Raw genomic sequence first — 18,516 nt, forward strand, 5'->3', positions numbered from 1 at the left:
TTAACTAGGCGTTACGCGCTAATTCTCGCCATCCAATATCGCGACGACAGAAACCCTGATCCCATGTGATTTTATCCACCGCCTGATAGGCTTTTTTCTGTGCTTCTTTAATGTCCGATCCCAAAGCGGTTACACCTAGAACACGTCCTCCGACAGCCCGCAGACTATTGTCTTCACCTCTGGCTGTGCCTGCATGGAATACTGTGACGGATGAGTCAGAACCTGCGTCGACAACACCCTCTATGACAGTGTTCTTTTCATAAGATGCGGGATAGCCTTTTGCGGCCATGACAACCAAAAGGGCAGTTTCGTCATACCATTCTAGCTTGATATCTTCTATGCCTCCCTGTGCTGAAGCTAATAATGCAGGCAGGATGTCAGACTTTAGGCGTAAGCAAAGGGCCTGACATTCCGGGTCGCCAAAACGGACATTATATTCAATCAACCTTGGCCCGGTTTCGGTCAGCATAAGGCCGGCAAAGAGAACTCCTTTGTAAATGTGTCCTTCAGATTTCATGCCTTCAATTGTTGGCTTGATGCACTGTTCGAGAACCTGTTGTTCAAGTTCTGGTGTCAGAATAGTCGCCGGAGAGTAAACGCCCATGCCGCCTGTATTCGGGCCGGTATCTCCTTCGCCAACACACTTGTGATCCTGTGCTGATGCGAGAGGGAGATAATTTTCGCCATCGGTCAAAACAAAGAAGCTGACCTCTTCTCCCTGCATGAATTCTTCAATGACGACTTCTGCACCTGCAGCCCCAAATGCGCGGCCAGAAAGCGCTTCTTCAACGGCGGTGTGTGCTTCTTCCAATGTCATCGCAACGGTAACGCCTTTACCTGCTGCAAGACCATCGGTCTTGATAACAATTGGTGCCCCTTGTTCGTCGAGGTACTTCTTAGCAGCGGCAAGATCTGTAAAGCGCTGATAACTGGCGGTGGGTACATTGTACTTTGCGCAGATATCTTTCATGAAGCCTTTCGAACCTTCCAGTTCGGCAGCGGCGGCTGACGGACCAAATGCAGGAACATTAATGGCATTCATACGATCGACGAGACCGTCCACAAGCTGAGCTTCCGGGCCAACAACAACAAATTCGATGTTATTCTTTTGTACAAAGGCAACCAGAGCATCCAGATCTTCTGCCTTGATAGACAAGCATTCTGCAACGTCGGAAATTCCAGCGTTCCCAGGGGCACAATAGAGTTTTTCGCACAGAGGGGATTTGGCAATAGACCAACACAGGGCGTGTTCACGGCCACCAGATCCAACGACGAGAATTTTCATTTTGTGCTCCCGAGTATTAGGGTCAATTAATCTGGCAAGCTTATGCCCTATTAACTCTCAAAATACCAGAACTTGTCGGGAAAAGTTTTATCGAAAGTACTGTTTGAGAAATTGATCTTTAGAAGTGAATTTATTTCTATATAAAGAGATAAGAAAATACGCACTATACAGTCATTGGTCTGTCGACTTTGCGGGGGCGGATGTTTAGGATAGCCGAATGAATGATTTGTTTTCGACATCCCAACCTAAACCAGCAGTTCCTAAAACGGCTGGTAAGACCAGTAATCCGGCAGATACACGTGGGAACAATGCACCTGCGTTAAGTGTTAGCGAGATTTCCAACTCCATCAAGCGAGAACTTGAAACCCGTTTTGACCGCGTTCGTGTGCGTGGCGAAATCTCGGGTCTTAAGCGTGCTGCATCAGGGCATATCTACATGTCCCTGAAAGATGAAAATGCCGTCCTGAGCGTGATTTGCTGGCGGGGGCAAGCCAGTAAACTGTCTGTCGATCCCCAAGATGGTCTGGAAGTCATCGTAACAGGTCGAATTACCAGCTATCCCGGGCGGTCCAACTATCAGATTGTTATTGATAGTATGGAAGTTGCAGGCGAAGGCGCTTTGCTCAAGCTATTGGAAGAGCGTAAAAAGAAGCTGGCTTCAGAAGGGCTATTTGCGGATGAACGCAAGCGAATTATCCCGTTCCTGCCAGAAGTCATCGGCGTTGTAACCTCGCCGACGGGGGCAGTTATACGTGATATTATGCATCGCCTGTCGGATCGGTTTCCACGACGTGTTCTAGTTTGGCCCGTGTTGGTTCAAGGGGAAGGTGCTGCTGAACAGGTTGCGAGAGCAATTGACGGGTTTAATGCATTGGACCCCGATGGAGATATTCCCCGGCCGGATACGCTGATCGTCGCACGTGGTGGTGGTAGTCTTGAAGATCTATGGGCCTTTAACGAAGAAGTGGTGGTTCGGGCGGCAGCAAACTCTAAAATTCCTCTGATTTCAGCGGTTGGCCATGAAACGGATACAACGTTGATTGATTTTGCATCTGACAAACGTGCGCCAACCCCGACAGCTGCGGCTGAAATGGCGGTGCCTGTTCGAGCCGAGTTAATCGGTGAGGTCCAAAATATCGGACGACGGATTTATGCTGGCGCAAATCGTTTGATGGGGGAGCGCCGGATGCAGGTCGAAGCCCTTGCCAGAGGCCTTCCAGATCCAAGGCGTTTGATTGAAGAAAAGACCCAAAGATTGGATGATCGTGTTGAACGCATGCGTAATGCCATGAAAGGTTTCTTGCGTCATCAAACATCGGAATTATCTGAACTTTCAGCTCGTTTGCCCCACCCCAAACAACAAATTTTGCTTGCATCGCATCAGCTGTCGGCACTCCGTGATCGGTTCGAAGGTACTGGCGAACAGATTGTTCCCATGCGTCAGTTTGAAATGGAAAAACTTGATTCTGGGCGGCGTATGGCATCTGCTACAGCCTTACGATTGGAACGAGCAAAAAATACACTAACGTCGCTGGATCGTGTTCTTGAGGGCGTTTCCTATAAAAACGTGTTGAAGCGTGGTTTCTCTGTTGTCCGGGGGAGCGATGGAAATGTTCTTACGACTACTGATATAAGTGATGGTACAAAGCTAAATATCGAATTTGCGGATAATGCTGTTATTGAGGCGGTAGCTGGTGGCGATGATATTAGTGGCGGTTCATCAAGTCCGCAGACACCGAAAACGCCACCCAAGTCAGGCTCACAGAAAACGCCGAAGAAAAAGAAATCTGAAACACCAGATACTGCCCAGGGAAGCTTACTATGAAGCTTGTTATCGTGAGACGTTTGTTTGCATTTCTCTCCATAATTTTGGCAATGGTTTCGACTGCATTTGCTGATGGAAGCTATTCTTTACGGGGAGAGTTTATTCAGGGCGGGATCATTATTGGCAAAGCGCCAAGCGGCACAAAGGTTTTTCTGAACAAGGAAGCGATAAAGGTTTCTGAACAAGGGAACTTTGTTCTTGGATTTGGGCGTGATGCAGAGGGACAAGTTGAAGTCAGCATTCATAAGCCGGATGGAGATATTCTGACCGAAAATTATGAAATCAAAAAACGCGACTATGCAATTCAGCGAATAGAAGGTGTTGCCCAAAAATATGTGTCGCCCCCCAAAGAGGTCGCAGACCGTATAAGTCGCGATGCAACAATTGTTGCCAAAGCAAGAACATCAAATTTTGATGAACCGATGTATGCATCTGGTTTTATCTGGCCAGCTCAGGGCCGGATATCCGGGGTTTATGGGAGCCAACGCGTTTTTAATGGCGTTCCTAAACGTCCACATTTTGGTGTGGACGTGGCGGCACCAGTGGGAACACCTATTGCTGCTCCTGCGCCCGGTATCGTGACGTTGGCAGAGCCAGATCTCTATTATTCCGGTGGGACCGTTATTCTTGATCATGGGCATGGTTTGTCATCTACATTTTTGCACATGGATAGTGTGACGGTTGAAGTCGGTGATTATCTGAACCAAGGAGAGAAACTGGGAACACTTGGGGCAACAGGGCGTGTGACTGGACCGCATCTGGATTGGCGAATGAATTGGTTCAAAGAACGAGTGGATCCTGAAACTCTTGTTGGACCAATGCCGCAATAAAACATCGGGATAAAAGGTTAAACCCGCTTTAATATGACCTTACATATTTTCTTTGAGTTTTTTGTATGCGTCTTTAGGCCAGCGACGGTGGAGCCATAGCCAGTCACCGGGCTTTTCTCTGATCCAGCTCTCTATAATATTGTTAAGCTCTGTCATTCCTTTGATCCCAGCTTGTTCACGACTGACATCATCTGGAAAGTCAATTGCAGAATGGCACACAAGATGAAAGCTGGCAGGGCCTGTTCTGATGCACTGGATCGGAAAGACAACCGCGTTTGGTTTACTGCCGAGTAAGGCAGGTGCAGCAGGTGTCATTGCCGGAATACCAAAAAACGGTGCTTCAATCCCGTCGTTCATTTTTTGATCGGCAAGAATTCCTACGGCAGATTTATTTCTAATGGCTTTTAAGGATGCCCGTGCACCTTCGACACCCTTTGCCGCGGAAATATTGCCCGTAGAGGTGCGAATGTTGTCGATAGCTGCAGCAACAAGCGGGTTATTCGGTTGGCGAACAATAATTGTTTGCGGATAACCACGTAGTGCGGCGGTCATAGGCAAAACTTCCCAGTTGCCTATATGGGCTCCAACAAAAATCAGGGCTTTATTTTTAACTTCCGGCGCTTCAAACTTCTCAATACCCTCGACGGTAATGTAGTCGCGATCCGTACGGACGATTTCTTTTAGATGCGGGTATTCGAAAATAACGCGGCCAAGGTTATCCCACATGTCATGGATAATCTGTTTGCGTTCTTTCTTTGATAGCTCGGGCATCGCGAGACGCAAGTTGAGATCTGCTTTGCGTGTTATACCGAGACGCGGACCGATTGTTCGCCCAAGAAACCCACCAAAATTTGAACAGGATTTTACAGGAAAGAGGCCGACCAGACCGAGCAGAAACCGAAACCCGAGAGCTTCAATTTTATGGCGAAAGGTGACATCTTTTGTCATGTGGTTCCTGTTAACTTACTCAATAGGGAATTTATAAATTGTGGATTATCCCAAACGGCATGAATGGGCAAGTAAGAGATTTTCCCTTTAAATGTTTCAGGAATTTTCACGAAGTCTTTTTCTGTCGTAAAAATGCCGTCTGCGCCTGCTTTTCTGGCAAGGGACAGGATTTTGTCCAGATCATTTTTACTATATTTGTGATGGTCAGGAAAATCAGTGGTTCCACAGATCTGTGCAGAGAGGGTTTCCAGCGTATTATAAAATTTTTGCGGATAGCCAATTCCGGCAAAGGCAAAGATTTTTTTGTTTTTCAGTTCTAGTTGGTTCGTTTCGTCAGCAGGTTTTATCGTGACACAGGAAACAGCTTTTATTGCGAAAATGGTTGCTAGCTCTGGATTGATAGTCTCGTTAGGCTGCTTGATGATAAAAACAGCGTCAGCGCGTTTTATGCCATTGGTTATGCTTTCTCGGAGAGGGCCAGAGGGGATCAGGCGTCCGTTTGAAAAACCAGTTTTGTTATCGACGACGATAATTGATAGATCTTTTTGAAGGGCAGGGTTCTGAAAACCGTCATCAAGAAGAATGACGTTAGCTCCCTCTTTTATTGCTGCTTTTGCGCCGTCGATCCTATTTTTGCTGACCCAAACCGGCGTTGTTTGTGAATGTGCAAGGGCCATCATTAATGGCTCATCCCCAACATCACGTGCAGAGTGTTGTGATGGTAATACACGCAAAGGACCTTCTTGTGTGCCCCCATATCCACGAGAAACGATGTGTGGATTTTTCCCCATTTGTTGAAGCGAGCTTGCTAAAGAAAGAGTAATGGGTGTTTTCCCGCTACCACCTGCGGTTAGATTACCAACGCAAATGACGGGAACATCAATTTTTGTCGAAGAAGTGAGCTTTTGGCGTAGGATACTGCCCAGATAATAAAAACCGGACAAGGGGAGCAGCAAACTACTGATAAGGCCGCGATGCTTCCAAAACTCAGGTGTTCGCATCTGATGTCTCTGGCGTGTGATTGAGATGTGTATTTGCACTTGAAACAGGTAGAGGATCAGGTTGGATTAGATTTTGCCCAAATGACTGATCAGCCATCTGTGTTAGGTTGTTCAGCTGATTTTCTAGCTCCAAGCGGTATGCTTCCTGTTGCTCTTTAGAAGCATCCCGTTCAACATAAATCGGCGTTCCCCAGATAATAACGCCCTTGGTAAAGGGGGCGGGCAGTACAAAACGATCCCATGAGTTAAAAACTTTTCGCTTTGCGACAGTTCCCGTGACAGGGAGTATGGGGCGTCCGGTCATCTGTGCGGCTTTGATGGCTCCGGTTTTGGCACGCATTCTTGGTCCTTTGGGGCCATCAGGTGTGATGCCTATGGCGTTACCCTTGTCGAGTGTACGCTTAAGGTTCACCAGCGCAGTGGCTCCGCCTCTACGACTGGACCCCTCCACAGTATTGAAACCGAGGTTTTCAATAGATTTCGCGATGACACGCCCATCTCTATGGGCTGAGATGAGCATATGAAATTTGCTGCGATCACTGTCTTTCCAGGCATTGAACATCATGATCATGCGTGCATGCCAGAAGCAGCCGATTATGCTGGAATCACCGTTCAAATGCTTCCGGGTCTCGTCGGGCACAATTTCCTGCCAACGTACAGTGCTACGGACAAGCGATATGTAGCTAGAAATCAATCTGGCGATCAGGTTTTGGAAGAAGGTTGAACGGAGTATCCGTTTTGACAGCTTCATAATATTCGTTAAGCACGCCTTTTCAGTGACCGTTTAAGCCGGCAAGGAAACATCATCGTTCGTTTGAGCTTCTTCTGCAAATTGTAGTGCATATAGCTTTGCATAGGTTCCGGATTTTTCCAGTAGCTGGCTGTGTGTGCCTTCCTCGATAATCTTACCCTTATCCATTACGTAGATCATATCTGCATCGATAACGGTTGAAAGACGGTGCGCAATCACAAAAGTGGTTCGGCCTTTCATCAGAGTATTGAGCGCTGTTTGAACGTGTCTTTCTGATTCTGTGTCCAGGGCTGAGGTTGCTTCGTCCAAAAGCAGTACAGGTGCATCCTTAACCATTGCGCGGGCGATGGCGACACGCTGGCGCTGACCGCCAGACAATCTGGAACCTCTTGGACCGACTTGAGTGTCATAGCCTTCTGGTAGCGAAAGAATAAAATCATGTGCATGCGCATTTTTGGCTGCTTCGATTATTTCTTCCTCGCTAGCCTCGGTTTTCCCATAGGCGATGTTGGCTCGAACTGTATCGTCAAAGAGCTGAATTTCCTGACTGACCAAAGCCGTAGCCTGTCGAAGGCTGCTTAAACTCACATCACGGATGTCTTGGCCGTCAAAGGTTATTTTTCCTTTGGTAACATCGTAAAATCTGGGAATGAGATTGAGGATTGATGTTTTTCCTGCCCCTGAAGCTCCTACCAGCGCAATGGTCTTGTTGGCTTTTGCCTTTAGATTTATGGCCTCGAGTGCTGATGTATTGTCATCGTAATTGAAGTAAACGTTTTCGAAGACCACATCGCCTTTTGTGATTTTCAGTTCTTTCGCCCCTGAAGCATCTTTGATGTCTGGTTCGCTATCGAGAATCGAATATACTCGGTGGGCAGCTGCCAAACCTGTTTGCATGTTTGCATTGAGCTTGGATAGCTTCTTAATCGGCTCGTAAGCAAGTAATAGTGCGGTGATAAAGGCAAAGAAAGACCCAGGATCTTTAGTGCCTTGGATAACTTCATTCCCGCCATAGAGGATAACAATGGCAATGGCTATGCCGCCGAGTGTTTCCATGATGGGGGAAAGGATAGAACTGGTTCTGGCCGCTTTCAGGTTCAGGCGTAAAACGGTCAGGATTGTTTCTGAAACGCGCTTGGTTTCATGGTCTTCCATGTTGTAGGCTTTTACGTGGCGAATACCCTGAAAAGCTTCGTCCAGCCGTGTGGTTAACAGCCCCATAGACTCTTGTGTATTTGTGGACACCTTGCGTATTCTGCGACCTGTTTTTGCGATTGGTAAAATCGCAGTGGGAAAGGCTGCGAAGGCAATCGAAGCCAAAAGCCAGTCCTGATAGAACATCATGCCGATCAGACCTGCGGCGGTTAGGGTATCCTTACCGATAGATGTTAAAGTGTTAGAGACGACACCTTTGAGCATATTGGCATCGTTCATAAATCTGGAAACCAGATTACCGGGGGATTCCTCGTGAAAATAGGCGAGGTCGGCACGCATCAACTTTTTGAAAAGTTGCTCTTGAATTGTTGCAATAATTTCCAAACCGACGTGTTGCATCAGCATTGACTGAGCGTATGTTGCAGCACCCTTTACAAAGAAAATACCAACGACCCCCAAGGCAATCGGTAGCAATAAATCTTCCTGACGCTTCAGGAAAATATCATTGATGATGGGTTCCATTTGTTTGGCGAGCATGACTGTCGAGCCAGCAACAAATGCCATGGCAATCATCGCGCAGGCTATTTTGACAAGCTGCCCGGATACATAATCTCTAAACAGGCGTTTGATTAGAAATTGTGTGGAGGCATCTCCTAATTTCATTTTGTTCGATTTTGTGCTCGACATTTTTGCCTGTATCAATCTGAGAAGAATATTCTTGTGGTTTGGCTAAGCTGTTAGTTGCCTGCGACGGTCATGCCATCAATACGAATGGTCGGGGCATTGCTACCATACCGGAAGACGAGATCACTTGCGGGGGTAAGGTTCAAGAACATATCTTTGAGGTTACCTGCAATTGTTGCCTCTGATACAGGATAGGCGATTTCTCCATTCTCGATCCAGTATCCACCCGCACCACGGCTATAATCACCTGTAAGACCGTTGACGCTAGACCCCATCATCTCGGTGACAAAGAAACCTTGTTTAATATCTTTGATTAACTCTTTCGGGGACAGCTCGCCTGCTTCCATGTACAGGTTGGTTGGGGAGGGAGATGGGTTTCCGGATGTTCCCCGTGATGCATGCCCGGTACTTTGCAGACCAAGCTGTCTGGCTGAAGAAAGACTGAGGAGCCAAGTTAACAGGACGCCATCTTCGATAATGTTTTGTTTTTTATTTCCCAAGCCCTCGCCATCAAAGGGCTTGGATCTTAAACCCCGGTGAAGGTGGGGATCGTCAACAATATTGATACCATCTGCAAAGATCTTTTTGTTCAGCGATTCTTTTAGGAAGCTGGTGCCTCTGGCAATCGCCGGGCCAGTGATTGCGCCCATCATATGTCCCATAATACTGGACGAAACGCGTGGGTCATAGACAACACTGATGCCGTTTAAAGTATCTGGTTTACGAGGATTTAGACGTTTAATAGCTTTATTGGCTGCATTTTGTCCGATATCTGCTGCGCTGGTTAGATCGCTGCCATACACGGCGCTTGAAAAATCATAATCCCTTTCCATCGTCTCTTTTTCACCTGCGAGTACAGAGACTGAGATGGAATGTCCGGATGAATTGTAAGAGCCGGAGAAACCGTTGGAAGCTGCCAACGCGATAGAGGCTTCTCCCCAAGAAGCTTCTGCGCCACCGGAATTGGTAATGCCTGCAACACTCAAAGCAGCTTCTTCGCATTCTTTTGCGCGATTAATGAGTTCGTCTGCGGAAGGTTCTACTGCATCATAAATGTCTAGCTGAGGAAAAGACTTTGCAATCTCGTCTTCACCTGCGATGCCGGCGTAGGGATCTTCTGGTACAACCCGTGCCATAGAAACAACACGCTCAACCAGTTCGTCTATCGCGGCTGGTGAAGCATCGCTGGAAGAGACGACAGCGTTTCGCTTGCCAATAAAAACACGCAAGCCGAGATCATTACTTTCTTCCCGTTCCAACTTTTCCATCTTCCCGAGACGCTGGGCATGGGAAACCGATACTGACCTGAACATCAGGGCATCAGCGGCGTCCGCACCGGCCGCTTTTGCTTTTTTAATCAGATCTTCTAGCAGGTTCTGTGAGTCACTGGACGAAGGCATAAATGTTCCTAGCTTTATAAAGTTACGGCTACATATATAGGCTACCAACTGGAAGTGATAAAGCCGCAGGACTTGGATTATTTCGATTTAATAATATAAAAATGCTGTCGTCTTCTTTATGAGCTATCTGATGACAGTCTATTTTTATGTGAATAACTAACTAAAAATGCAAACAGCGCCAGAAAATCTGACGCTGTTTGGTTGGATATATCAACTCTAAGGTTGAATTTAGTTTTCCAAGATCTGGTTCGTGGCAGAAACAATTGCCTTGATTGAGGCCACGGTTGTATTGGCATCAATGCCAACGCCCCAAACTGTTTCGCCTTCAGAGGTTTTCAATTCAAGATAAGCGACAGCCTTTGCATCTGATCCGTGGGTGAGAGAATGTTGATGATAGTCTTCCACGCTCAGGCGGACACCCAAATTCTCGGCAATGGCATCTGTGAACCCGGCAACAGGGCCGTTGCCTTTTCCTGTAATTTCTTTTGCTTCGCCAAAGTGATTAATCTTTGCCGTTAGATGACGAATCTCGGCTGCATGGGTATCCGGCACTGTTGTATGCGACAGAAATTCGACCGGGGATGTGGTGCGCAAATAGGCTTTTTCGAAGCTATCCCAAATGATTTGAGGTGTAATTTCCTTGCCGGTTGTCTCGGCAATATTCTGAATTTTCTTCGAAAAGTTTACTTGCAGATCACGTGGAAGATCCATGTGATAATCATTTTGCATGATATAGGCGACACCACCTTTACCCGACTGGCTGTTGATTCGGATAATCGCTTCGTAACTTCGGCCAATATCTTGGGGATCTATTGGCAAGTAAGGGACTTCCCATTGATCCGAGTTATTGGCTTTTAGAGCGACCATTCCTTTTTTAATGGCGTCCTGATGAGAGCCAGAAAAGGCTGTGTAAACCAACTCTCCAACCCAGGGATGTCTTTGGTGAACGGGAAGTTGGTTACAGTATTCTGCTGTTTCTTTTATTTTGTTGATATCAGAAATATCGAGCTTGGGATCCACACCCTGTGTCATCATGTTGACGGCAAGTGTGACCAAATCCACGTTACCTGTACGCTCCCCATTCCCGAAAAGAGTTCCCTCTACACGATCGGCACCAGCCAACAAACCTAATTCTGTTGCGGCGATACCTGTGCCGCGATCATTGTGTGGGTGAAGGGAGATAATGACTGAATCACGGTTTCTGACGTTGTTGCAAAACCACTCAATCTGATCTGCATGAACGTTTGGCGTGGACATTTCAACAGTTGCGGGCAGGTTCAGGATAACCTTGTTTTCTGGGCTGGCTTCCCATACGTCCATGACAGCTTCGCAGATATCGCGGGCGAACGGCATTTCGGTGCCGGTAAAACTTTCTGGTGAGTATTGGTGCACAATCTTCGTTTCGGGAACTGTCGGGATCAATTCCTTGATCAACTTGGCGCCGGCGACCGCAATATCGATGATGCCTTGTTTGTCTTGTCTGAAAACAACGCGGCGCTGCAGTTCTGATGTGGAATTGTATAAATGCACAATAACATTTTTGGCACCGCGAATACTTTCAAAGGTTCTGCGAATCAAGTGCTCTCTTGATTGTGTCAAAACCTGAATACTGACATCATCCGGGATCATGTCTTCTTCGATAAGGGTTCTTAAGAAATCATAATCTGTTTGTGATGCAGAGGGGAACCCAACTTCGATTTCCTTGAACCCCATATCCAAAAGCATGTTGTACATCTTTAATTTACGGGTCGTATCCATTGGCTCGATAAGAGCTTGGTTGCCGTCGCGCAAATCGACAGAGCACCAGATAGGTGCTTTCTCTATGGTTTTTCCGGGCCAAGTGCGATTGTCCAATTTGACAGTTTCAAATGGCTGATAACGTTCAAATGGCATCTTGTTCATTGCTTTGTTCTTTCTCTGTTTCGGGGCGCTCTCAAAGATGGGCGCAACATCCGAGTATTAAATTCTATAGTAATTTTTTATGGTTTTAGCGGCAATAAATACGATCACCGGGGGCCGCTTAATGGCCTCGATGATCGTCAATAAGTCGTAGAGTGTTGAGGAGTAAGCTGCAGAAATCGCGCTCGAACTGCTTCAGTTGAGACTGTATTGCTGTAAAATCTTTGGCGGTCACGTTAGGGCAACCTGTTATGTCGTGTGATGAAGTAAACATCTTGCGGTTCCAGTTAATTCCGAGCTGCGAATAGCATAAACCCCGGCTCTCTCAATCAGGAGGCCGGGTTAATAAGTCGCTCTAGTAGGCTCAGAGTTTTTCCGCTTTTTGTCATAGGTATTAAGATGCGTTGCATTTTATCCAGGGTCAAGTGAAGAATTCGAAATAAGCTGGTCAGTGTAACTTGCTGTGGTCTTTCAGAAAATCAACACCAATGAAAAGCATATTGACGTTTTTGCCATCTGCAGACAGGGGAAGAATAATATCTTCGATGAATTTAAATTCTTTATACTGCCCAAGATAAGGTGGGTTGGCGATAACGGGGTGTTTGTTGGTGACAGCATCTTCCAGAAAGCCCCAAAGTTTGCTGGGCTTCTTTTGATGCGGTATTTGTGACATCCAGGTTCCCGTGGGGTTCTGGCTTATATGACGTACGATTTCTGAGCCAACCAATCTGTATCTAAAGTCCAAAGGTTCTGCCTGAACCTCATGAATTAAGATGTTTGGTAGCAGATGGCTGAGGTCTGCTGGATCAAGGTCAGCGCGTGCAGGCATTAACTTGTCGCCCTTTTGCTGATTCCAGTACTGATAGATTTCGAAATTTTTAACAGATTTCAGTTTCTGCGGATCAAACACTTAATTTACTTTCAGTACGTTATTTTTTCCAGATGGCTTTGCCGGAACCGGGAAGCCCTAGATCAGCCCAGATATCATCGACCTTATCTATCACTTCTTGGTCCATTCTGATCTCTTCCCCCCACTCACGCTTGGTTTCTGGTTCCCATTTGTCCGTTGCATCCAGACCAATTTTGGATCCCAAACCGCTTTCAGGTGAGGCAAAGTCGAGATAGTCGATTGGCGTTCCTTCGATCACGGTAATGTCTCGAGCGGGGTCCATCTTAGTTGATACGGCCCACATTACATCTTTCCAATCGCGCGCATTAATGTCGTCATCTACGACAATAACCCATTTTGTATACATGAACTGGCGCAAGTATGACCATACGCCCAGCATGACACGCTTTGCATGTCCGGGGTATGCCTTCTTCATGGATACAACTGCAATCCGATAGCTACATCCTTCGGGCGGAAGCCAGAAATCAGTGATTTCTGGAAACTGTTGTTGAATGAGCGGGATGAAAACTTCGTTCAAGGCTTCGCCTAAAACAGATGGCTCATCCGGTGGACGCCCCGTAAAGGTCGAGAGATAAATTGGATTTTTCCGCATGGTGATGGCGGTCACGGTGAAGATAGGAAATGGCTCTACAGAATTGTAGTACCCGGTGTGATCACCGTATGGGCCTTCATCACCATATTCATCGAGGCTGACAAAACCCTCGAGAATGATTTCTGCATTTGCAGGAACCTTTAGAGGAACCGTTTTACAATCAACAAGCTCAACTTTTTTTCCACGTAAGAGGCCCGCGAATTGATACTCTGAAAGTGTATCTGGTACGGGCGTTACTGCAGCAATGATTGTTCCGGGATCAGAGCCAAGAACGACAGCGGCTGGCAAGGGATCAGGTTTTTGGTTTTTCCAACGGGCGTAGTGTTGTGCTCCACCCCTATGTTTGAGCCAGCGCATGAGCGTTTTGTCTTTGCCCAGAACCTGCATTCTGTAGATGCCCAGATTATAGACGTCTGTTTTCTCGTCTCCGGGGCCTTTGGTTACGACAAGTGGCCAGGTAATGAGCGGGGCGGGTTCTCCGGGCCAACAGGTTTGAATCGGTAGCTTTGCGAGATCTATGTCATCGCCAGTCAAGACAACTTCCTGACAAGGGGCGGAGGAAACGTTTTTGGGTTTCATTGCCATCACTGTTTTGAGGAGTGGCAAATTGCTCCAAGCCTCTTTCAGACTTGCAGGTGGTTCCGGTTGGCGAAGAAAAGCAAGAGTTTCGCCGACTTCTCTTAACTGTTCCGGGGTTCGTTCCATGCCAAGAGCGACACGTTCAACGGTCCCGAAAAGATTGACCAGGACGGGAATACCATAGGGCGTTCCGTCCTGGTGCACGACATTTTCAAAAAGGACAGCGGGTCCTTCTTCTGCCAACAACCTTGTTTGTATCTCGGTCATTTCCAGTTCAGGAGATACCGGATGTGAGACTCTGACTAAGCGACCTTGGTTTTCAAGGTGAGAGATAAAATCCCGTAACGAGGCGTATGGCATTATATGAAATCATGCTTCTTCTGGTTCAACGATTAAGGCTGTGCCTTCAACGCTGGTTATACTCACCTTCGTGCCCTCAGGTAAATCCCTACCTTTGATTTTCCAAAGAACGCCATTGACGGTTTCCCGGCCCATACCGTTTTTCAGATCAGCAGTGAGCGTGAAGCTATACCCAATCAGGTCTGAACCGCGTTTGTTCAGGTTGGGATTATCGGACGCAGGCGGGTTCTTGCGGGCATAGATACGCCAGACAGCCACGGAGACAACGGAAAGAACGGCAAAGATAATAATCTGCTTTTCCCAGAGTAAATCGGGAAAGATGTAGAGTAATCCGCCAACAATTCCGGCGGAAATTCCCATCCACAAGGCAATTGCGCCGGGAGCAAAAACTTCGACCGCTAACAGGAACAGGGCAAAAACCCACCAGTACCAAAATTCGACGCCAGATAGATCTACCATCTGATTTAAGCTCCGTCTTTATTATCAGTTGCCCAAGGCGATTTGGATGATGTTGTACTATCATCCCCAAGAGCGGTTTTGGCCAATTCAGCAACGCCTGCGATAGATCCAAGAATGCCAGTGGCTTCCATTGGCAGGATCATGGTTTTCTGGTTTGGTGAATCTGCGAATTTGCCAAATGCTTCGACATATTTTTGGGCAACAAAGTAATTGATGGCCTGAATGTCACCTTCGGAGATAGCTTTGGATACGGATTCAGCAGCTTTTGCTTCGGCTTCTGCTTCACGCTCACGGGCTTCAGCATCACGGAAGGCAGATTCTTTACGTCCTTCAGCTTCTAGGATCGCAGATTGTTTAAGACCTTCTGCGCGAAGGATTTGCGCCTGACGGACACCTTCTGCTTCGAGAATGTTCGCACGTTTGTCACGTTCGGCCTTCATCTGTCGCGCCATGGATTCAACCAAGTCAGCCGGTGGGGTGATATCCTTGATATCAATACGTGTGACTTTGACTCCCCAGGGCGCTGTTGCTTCATCCACCACGGTAATCAGTTCTGCGTTGATTTTATCGCGTTGGGATAATAGTGAATCCAAGTCCATGGAACCCATGACAGTACGGATGTTTGTCATGGTTAAGTTCAAAATAGCACGTTCCAAGTTTCTAACTTCGTAGGCGGCCATGGCAGCGTCAAGGATTTGATAGAAAACAACGCCATCAACCTGAACCGAGGCGTTATCTTTGGTGATCACTTCCTGAGATGGAACATCCATGACTGTTTCCATCATGTTAAGTTCAGCGCCCACACGATCAACGATGGGAACGATTAAGTTCAATCCCGGGCTAAGGGTTTTTGTATATCTACCAAATCGTTCAATTGTATATTCGGTTCCTTGGGGTACGGACTTTACCCCCATAAGAACAAGTATGACCGCGAGCACGACGACCGCGATGGCAAAAATGGAAAAAGCCGAAAGCATGTTAACCCCTTGAATGAATTTTTTTAATTTATGCAACCTGTGCGACGAGTATACCCAAGCTACGCAAAATTAAAATTCTTAAAAAAAACTGGATGGAAACTGTATCTACCCCATAGCATTACCCCCATATTTCCTAGGGATTTTCGCCTTTGATCTTCTATTACGATGAGATCATTTGTTTTTTTATAGAATTTTCTGAATTTTTTTCTATTACTCTTTTGTTAAGGGGCCTATAGTACCCAGAAGTGCGTATGTACCGAGACAATTTCGGCGATTAGTATAGAGTAACAGTGATGGCACAACAGTTTTTTGTGGTAGGCGGCGAATATGCAGATACTTCTTTCTGCGAAGCCGTTGGGGGGGACGAAGAGTGGATCGGCCCGTTTGCAGATTATGAATCCGCAAAAAAAGAGTGGTCGCGCAGAGCGTGGCTGACGGTCGATGAGTGCACAACGCGTTTCCGGATCGAGAGAGTCGATAAAGACGCTCCGCCGCCCTGTACTGACTAGATAACGTATCTTATGCCCTGGGAACTTCCGCGTGACCAGAGTGATAGGCTTCGCTTGGCAAAAGGATATCCCTTTATTGCCCCTGAAACGTCGTATCTATTTATAGATGGACGAAGCGAGGACTTTTCCAAAGTTGCTGAATACGGTATTGCCCTTTCTGATCGAAAGGCTGTTATTGCGCATGGTTCTAATCGTGCGCCAGAACAGCTGGCCAGAAAGTTTGTCGGGCATTCTTCCGGGCAAGATCCGATTCCCCTAACGGCAATTTGGCTGCATGACCATGATGTGGTTTATTCCGCACATGTCGCACGCTACGGGTCGGTTGCAGCCGAGTTGGTGTCCTGTCCGGGAACCAGTGTCCAGGTTTTCCTGTCTTGGTTAACGGGGGAACAGTTAGACCGTATGCACGATACCGAGCTGCCGGGCGGTAACTATTCTTATGGACATGTTCAGTGCCAATGGGAATCGTTAGAAGGTTTTGATTTGCCGACTGATCCTGATAACCTTGCTGTTTATCGAAGCTCGTTTGGAGCCCTGAACTTTCAGGGGGAGCCGCTTGCCTTAGAAGCGTTACCCGCAAAGAATCGTTCCTATCAATCTCTTGGGCAGGAAGAAGTTCTCAGGCTGGTTCACCAAGGGCACGAGCATGAGGCAGATCTGGATACAGCGATCTTGAAATCTATCGAATCATCACAATATCGAAAGCGAGTTGTGGAAGCTGTCAGAAAACAATCATTGGATGTTTTCCATCCTTCCTATAGTATATCCGGTTAATACACGCATTCATTGCAAGTGAGTTTTTTCCTTGCATTTGAAAACTAGGTTCTTTAAGACCGCGCAACATCGTGGCTTTACAGGGGTTTTTTGCATTCGGCATTAGATCGCGATTGAGCCAAAGTCATCTACTGGTTGGGGAGGACGCTAAGTGTCTACTGCACACGCCCTCTTCCAATTGGGGATGGACTTGAATCAAGGTTCAAGCACCACCCAAACGGAAGAAAACGGATCCGCTTGTCGGACTGGTATTGAAACTAAAAATGTCGAAGCTTCGAATGTCGTTGGCTTGGATGAAGAGCAAAAGGATTTCTTCATTGAGCGTGATGGCGAGAGGTTTGCCGGTACCCATTTGATTATTGATCTCAAAGGGGCTAGCCGGTTAGATGATTTAAAGTTTGTCGAAAATACCCTTATCGAATGTGTAGAAAGGTCCAAAGCGACACTTCTGCACATACATTTACATCACTTTACCCCTAACGGCGGCGTTTCTGGTGTCGCGGTTTTGGCTGAATCACATATTTCCATCCATACCTGGCCTGAAAAGGGCTATGCGGCATTGGATGTGTTCATGTGTGGTGATTCAGAGCCTCATAATTCAATTGATGTTCTGAGAGAAGCTTTTGGGCCTGATGAAGTTCTGGTCGATGAAATTCGGCGCGGAAAAGAAATCGCGGTAAACGAAATCGAGGATGTAGAATGAAGGACTGGGTGACAGAAGAACTGCACGCAGACATTCATTCGAGTTTTCGTGTTAAAAAAGTTCTTTTCGATAATAAAACAGAACATCAGAATCTCGTTATTTATGAGAACGAGATCTATGGCCGGGTTATGGCCTTGGATGGTGTGACCCAAATTACGGAACGGGATGAATTCATATATCATGAAATGCTTGCCCACCTTCCAATCTTCGCCCACGGAGCCGTTAAGAAGGTTTTGATCGTGGGTGGTGGTGACGGAGGCATGCTGGAAGAGGTGCTAAAACATCAAACTGTTGAGAAGGTAACGATGGTCGAGCTTGACCGAACTGTTATCGAGCTTAGCAAAAAGCACCTTCCGATGATTTGTGGTAATGCGTTTGAAGATCCGCGATTGGATCTTGTGATCAAAGATGGTTGCCTCTTTATGAAGGAATGTTCGGAACAATACGATCTTATCATCGTTGATTCGACAGACCCGATTGGTCCTGGTGAAGTTCTTTTTACCGACAACTTCTACACAGATTGCAAATCATGCCTTGAAGAGGGCGGTATCCTCGTCACTCAAAACGGGGTTCCTTTTTTACAGGCTGATGAGCTGAAATCCACATTGACGTTCTTTAAGCCAATCTTTGCCGAGGCGACATGCTATCTGGCCACAGTGCCAACCTATGTTGGTGGTCCTATGGCTTTTGGTTGGGGGACTGATCAAAAGGGTTTGAAGGATATTTCTCTGGATCAACTAGAAGCACGGTATAAAACGGCTGCTATTGAGACGAAGTACTATACGCCTGAGATCCATCGAGCTGCCTTTGCTCTTCCTGGATATGTTCAGAAACTGGTTGCATAATCTAACGGATTAGCCTGTTTCAAGGCGTTC

The 18,516-nt window shown here is 46.9% G+C and carries 17 protein-coding genes; 6 read left to right on the forward strand and 11 right to left on the reverse strand.

The window, feature by feature from the left end; all coding sequences use genetic code 11:
- Positions 1-4: 4 nt before the first annotated feature.
- A complete protein-coding gene (purD, locus tag BKB51_RS10260) occupies positions 5-1,285 on the reverse strand; it encodes a phosphoribosylamine--glycine ligase (protein ID WP_085901010.1) in 1,281 nt (426 codons plus the stop codon).
- Between the two features lie 217 nt (positions 1,286-1,502).
- Here purD and xseA point away from each other — a divergent pair, with 217 nt between their 5' ends.
- Positions 1,503-3,110, forward strand: coding sequence for an exodeoxyribonuclease VII large subunit (gene xseA, locus BKB51_RS10265; RefSeq protein WP_085901011.1), 1,608 nt, complete (start codon positions 1,503-1,505; stop codon positions 3,108-3,110).
- Positions 3,107-3,940 carry a M23 family metallopeptidase gene (locus BKB51_RS10270; protein WP_085901012.1) on the forward strand — a complete coding sequence of 278 codons (834 nt, stop codon included), beginning with the start codon at positions 3,107-3,109 and terminating at the stop codon, positions 3,938-3,940. Before xseA ends, BKB51_RS10270 begins: the two co-directional genes overlap by 4 nt.
- A 39-nt stretch (positions 3,941-3,979) precedes the next feature.
- On the opposite strand, the gene BKB51_RS10275 is transcribed toward BKB51_RS10270, so the two are convergent.
- The 10 genes from BKB51_RS10275 to BKB51_RS10320 all read right to left on the reverse strand — a co-directional run bounded on the left by BKB51_RS10275 (position 3,980) and on the right by BKB51_RS10320 (position 15,655).
- Positions 3,980-4,888: a lysophospholipid acyltransferase family protein gene (locus BKB51_RS10275; protein WP_085901013.1), complete on the reverse strand. Its 909-nt coding sequence runs from the start codon at positions 4,886-4,888 to the stop codon at positions 3,980-3,982.
- The gene (lpxK, locus tag BKB51_RS10280; protein ID WP_085901014.1) at positions 4,885-5,889 is read right to left on the reverse strand and encodes a tetraacyldisaccharide 4'-kinase; all 1,005 of its coding nucleotides are present in this window, start codon (positions 5,887-5,889) and stop codon (positions 4,885-4,887) included. The genes BKB51_RS10275 and lpxK overlap by 4 nt, the downstream gene beginning before the upstream one ends.
- Positions 5,876-6,640 carry a lysophospholipid acyltransferase family protein gene (locus BKB51_RS10285; protein WP_085901015.1) on the reverse strand — a complete coding sequence of 255 codons (765 nt, stop codon included), beginning with the start codon at positions 6,638-6,640 and terminating at the stop codon, positions 5,876-5,878. Before BKB51_RS10285 ends, lpxK begins: the two co-directional genes overlap by 14 nt.
- Positions 6,641-6,673: 33 nt before the next feature.
- Positions 6,674-8,482, reverse strand: a complete 1,809-nt coding sequence (msbA, locus tag BKB51_RS10290; RefSeq protein ID WP_085901016.1) for a lipid A export permease/ATP-binding protein MsbA — start codon at positions 8,480-8,482, stop codon at positions 6,674-6,676.
- Positions 8,483-8,532: 50 nt separating this feature from the next.
- On the reverse strand, positions 8,533-9,879 hold the full coding sequence (locus tag BKB51_RS10295) for a TldD/PmbA family protein (RefSeq protein ID WP_085901017.1): 1,347 nt from the start codon (positions 9,877-9,879) through the stop codon (positions 8,533-8,535).
- 228 nt (positions 9,880-10,107) lie between these two features.
- On the reverse strand, positions 10,108-11,781 hold the full coding sequence (gene leuA / locus BKB51_RS10300; protein ID WP_085901018.1) for a 2-isopropylmalate synthase: 1,674 nt from the start codon (positions 11,779-11,781) through the stop codon (positions 10,108-10,110).
- Between the two features lie 445 nt (positions 11,782-12,226).
- A complete protein-coding gene (locus BKB51_RS10305) occupies positions 12,227-12,688 on the reverse strand; it encodes a PAS domain-containing protein (protein WP_085901019.1) in 462 nt (153 codons plus the stop codon).
- 19 nt (positions 12,689-12,707) lie between these two features.
- A complete protein-coding gene (locus BKB51_RS10310) occupies positions 12,708-14,219 on the reverse strand; it encodes a UbiD family decarboxylase (RefSeq protein ID WP_085901020.1) in 1,512 nt (503 codons plus the stop codon).
- 9 nt (positions 14,220-14,228) lie between these two features.
- A complete protein-coding gene (locus BKB51_RS10315) occupies positions 14,229-14,678 on the reverse strand; it encodes an NfeD family protein (protein ID WP_085901021.1) in 450 nt (149 codons plus the stop codon).
- 5 nt (positions 14,679-14,683) lie between these two features.
- Positions 14,684-15,655 (reverse strand): SPFH domain-containing protein, encoded by a 972-nt coding sequence (locus BKB51_RS10320; protein ID WP_085901022.1) that lies wholly within the window; start codon positions 15,653-15,655, stop codon positions 14,684-14,686.
- 293 nt (positions 15,656-15,948) lie between these two features.
- Between BKB51_RS10320 and BKB51_RS21305 the strand changes: the two genes are divergently transcribed.
- The 4 genes from BKB51_RS21305 (at position 15,949) to speE (ending at position 18,486) form a co-directional block, all read left to right on the forward strand.
- Positions 15,949-16,164 carry a DUF4170 domain-containing protein gene (locus tag BKB51_RS21305; RefSeq protein ID WP_046503793.1) on the forward strand — a complete coding sequence of 72 codons (216 nt, stop codon included), beginning with the start codon at positions 15,949-15,951 and terminating at the stop codon, positions 16,162-16,164.
- Positions 16,165-16,176: 12 nt separating this feature from the next.
- A complete protein-coding gene (locus BKB51_RS10330; RefSeq protein WP_085901023.1) occupies positions 16,177-16,938 on the forward strand; it encodes a hypothetical protein in 762 nt (253 codons plus the stop codon).
- A 151-nt stretch (positions 16,939-17,089) separates the two neighbouring features.
- The gene (gene speD / locus BKB51_RS10335; protein WP_245813262.1) at positions 17,090-17,641 is read left to right on the forward strand and encodes an adenosylmethionine decarboxylase; all 552 of its coding nucleotides are present in this window, start codon (positions 17,090-17,092) and stop codon (positions 17,639-17,641) included.
- Positions 17,638-18,486: a polyamine aminopropyltransferase gene (gene speE, locus BKB51_RS10340; RefSeq protein ID WP_085901025.1), complete on the forward strand. Its 849-nt coding sequence runs from the start codon at positions 17,638-17,640 to the stop codon at positions 18,484-18,486. The genes speD and speE overlap by 4 nt, the downstream gene beginning before the upstream one ends.
- Positions 18,487-18,516 lie beyond the last annotated feature (30 nt).

Origin of the sequence: Kiloniella majae, from assembly GCF_002118315.1 — a bacterium.
Classification (GTDB): Bacteria; Pseudomonadota; Alphaproteobacteria; order Kiloniellales; family Kiloniellaceae; genus Kiloniella; species Kiloniella majae.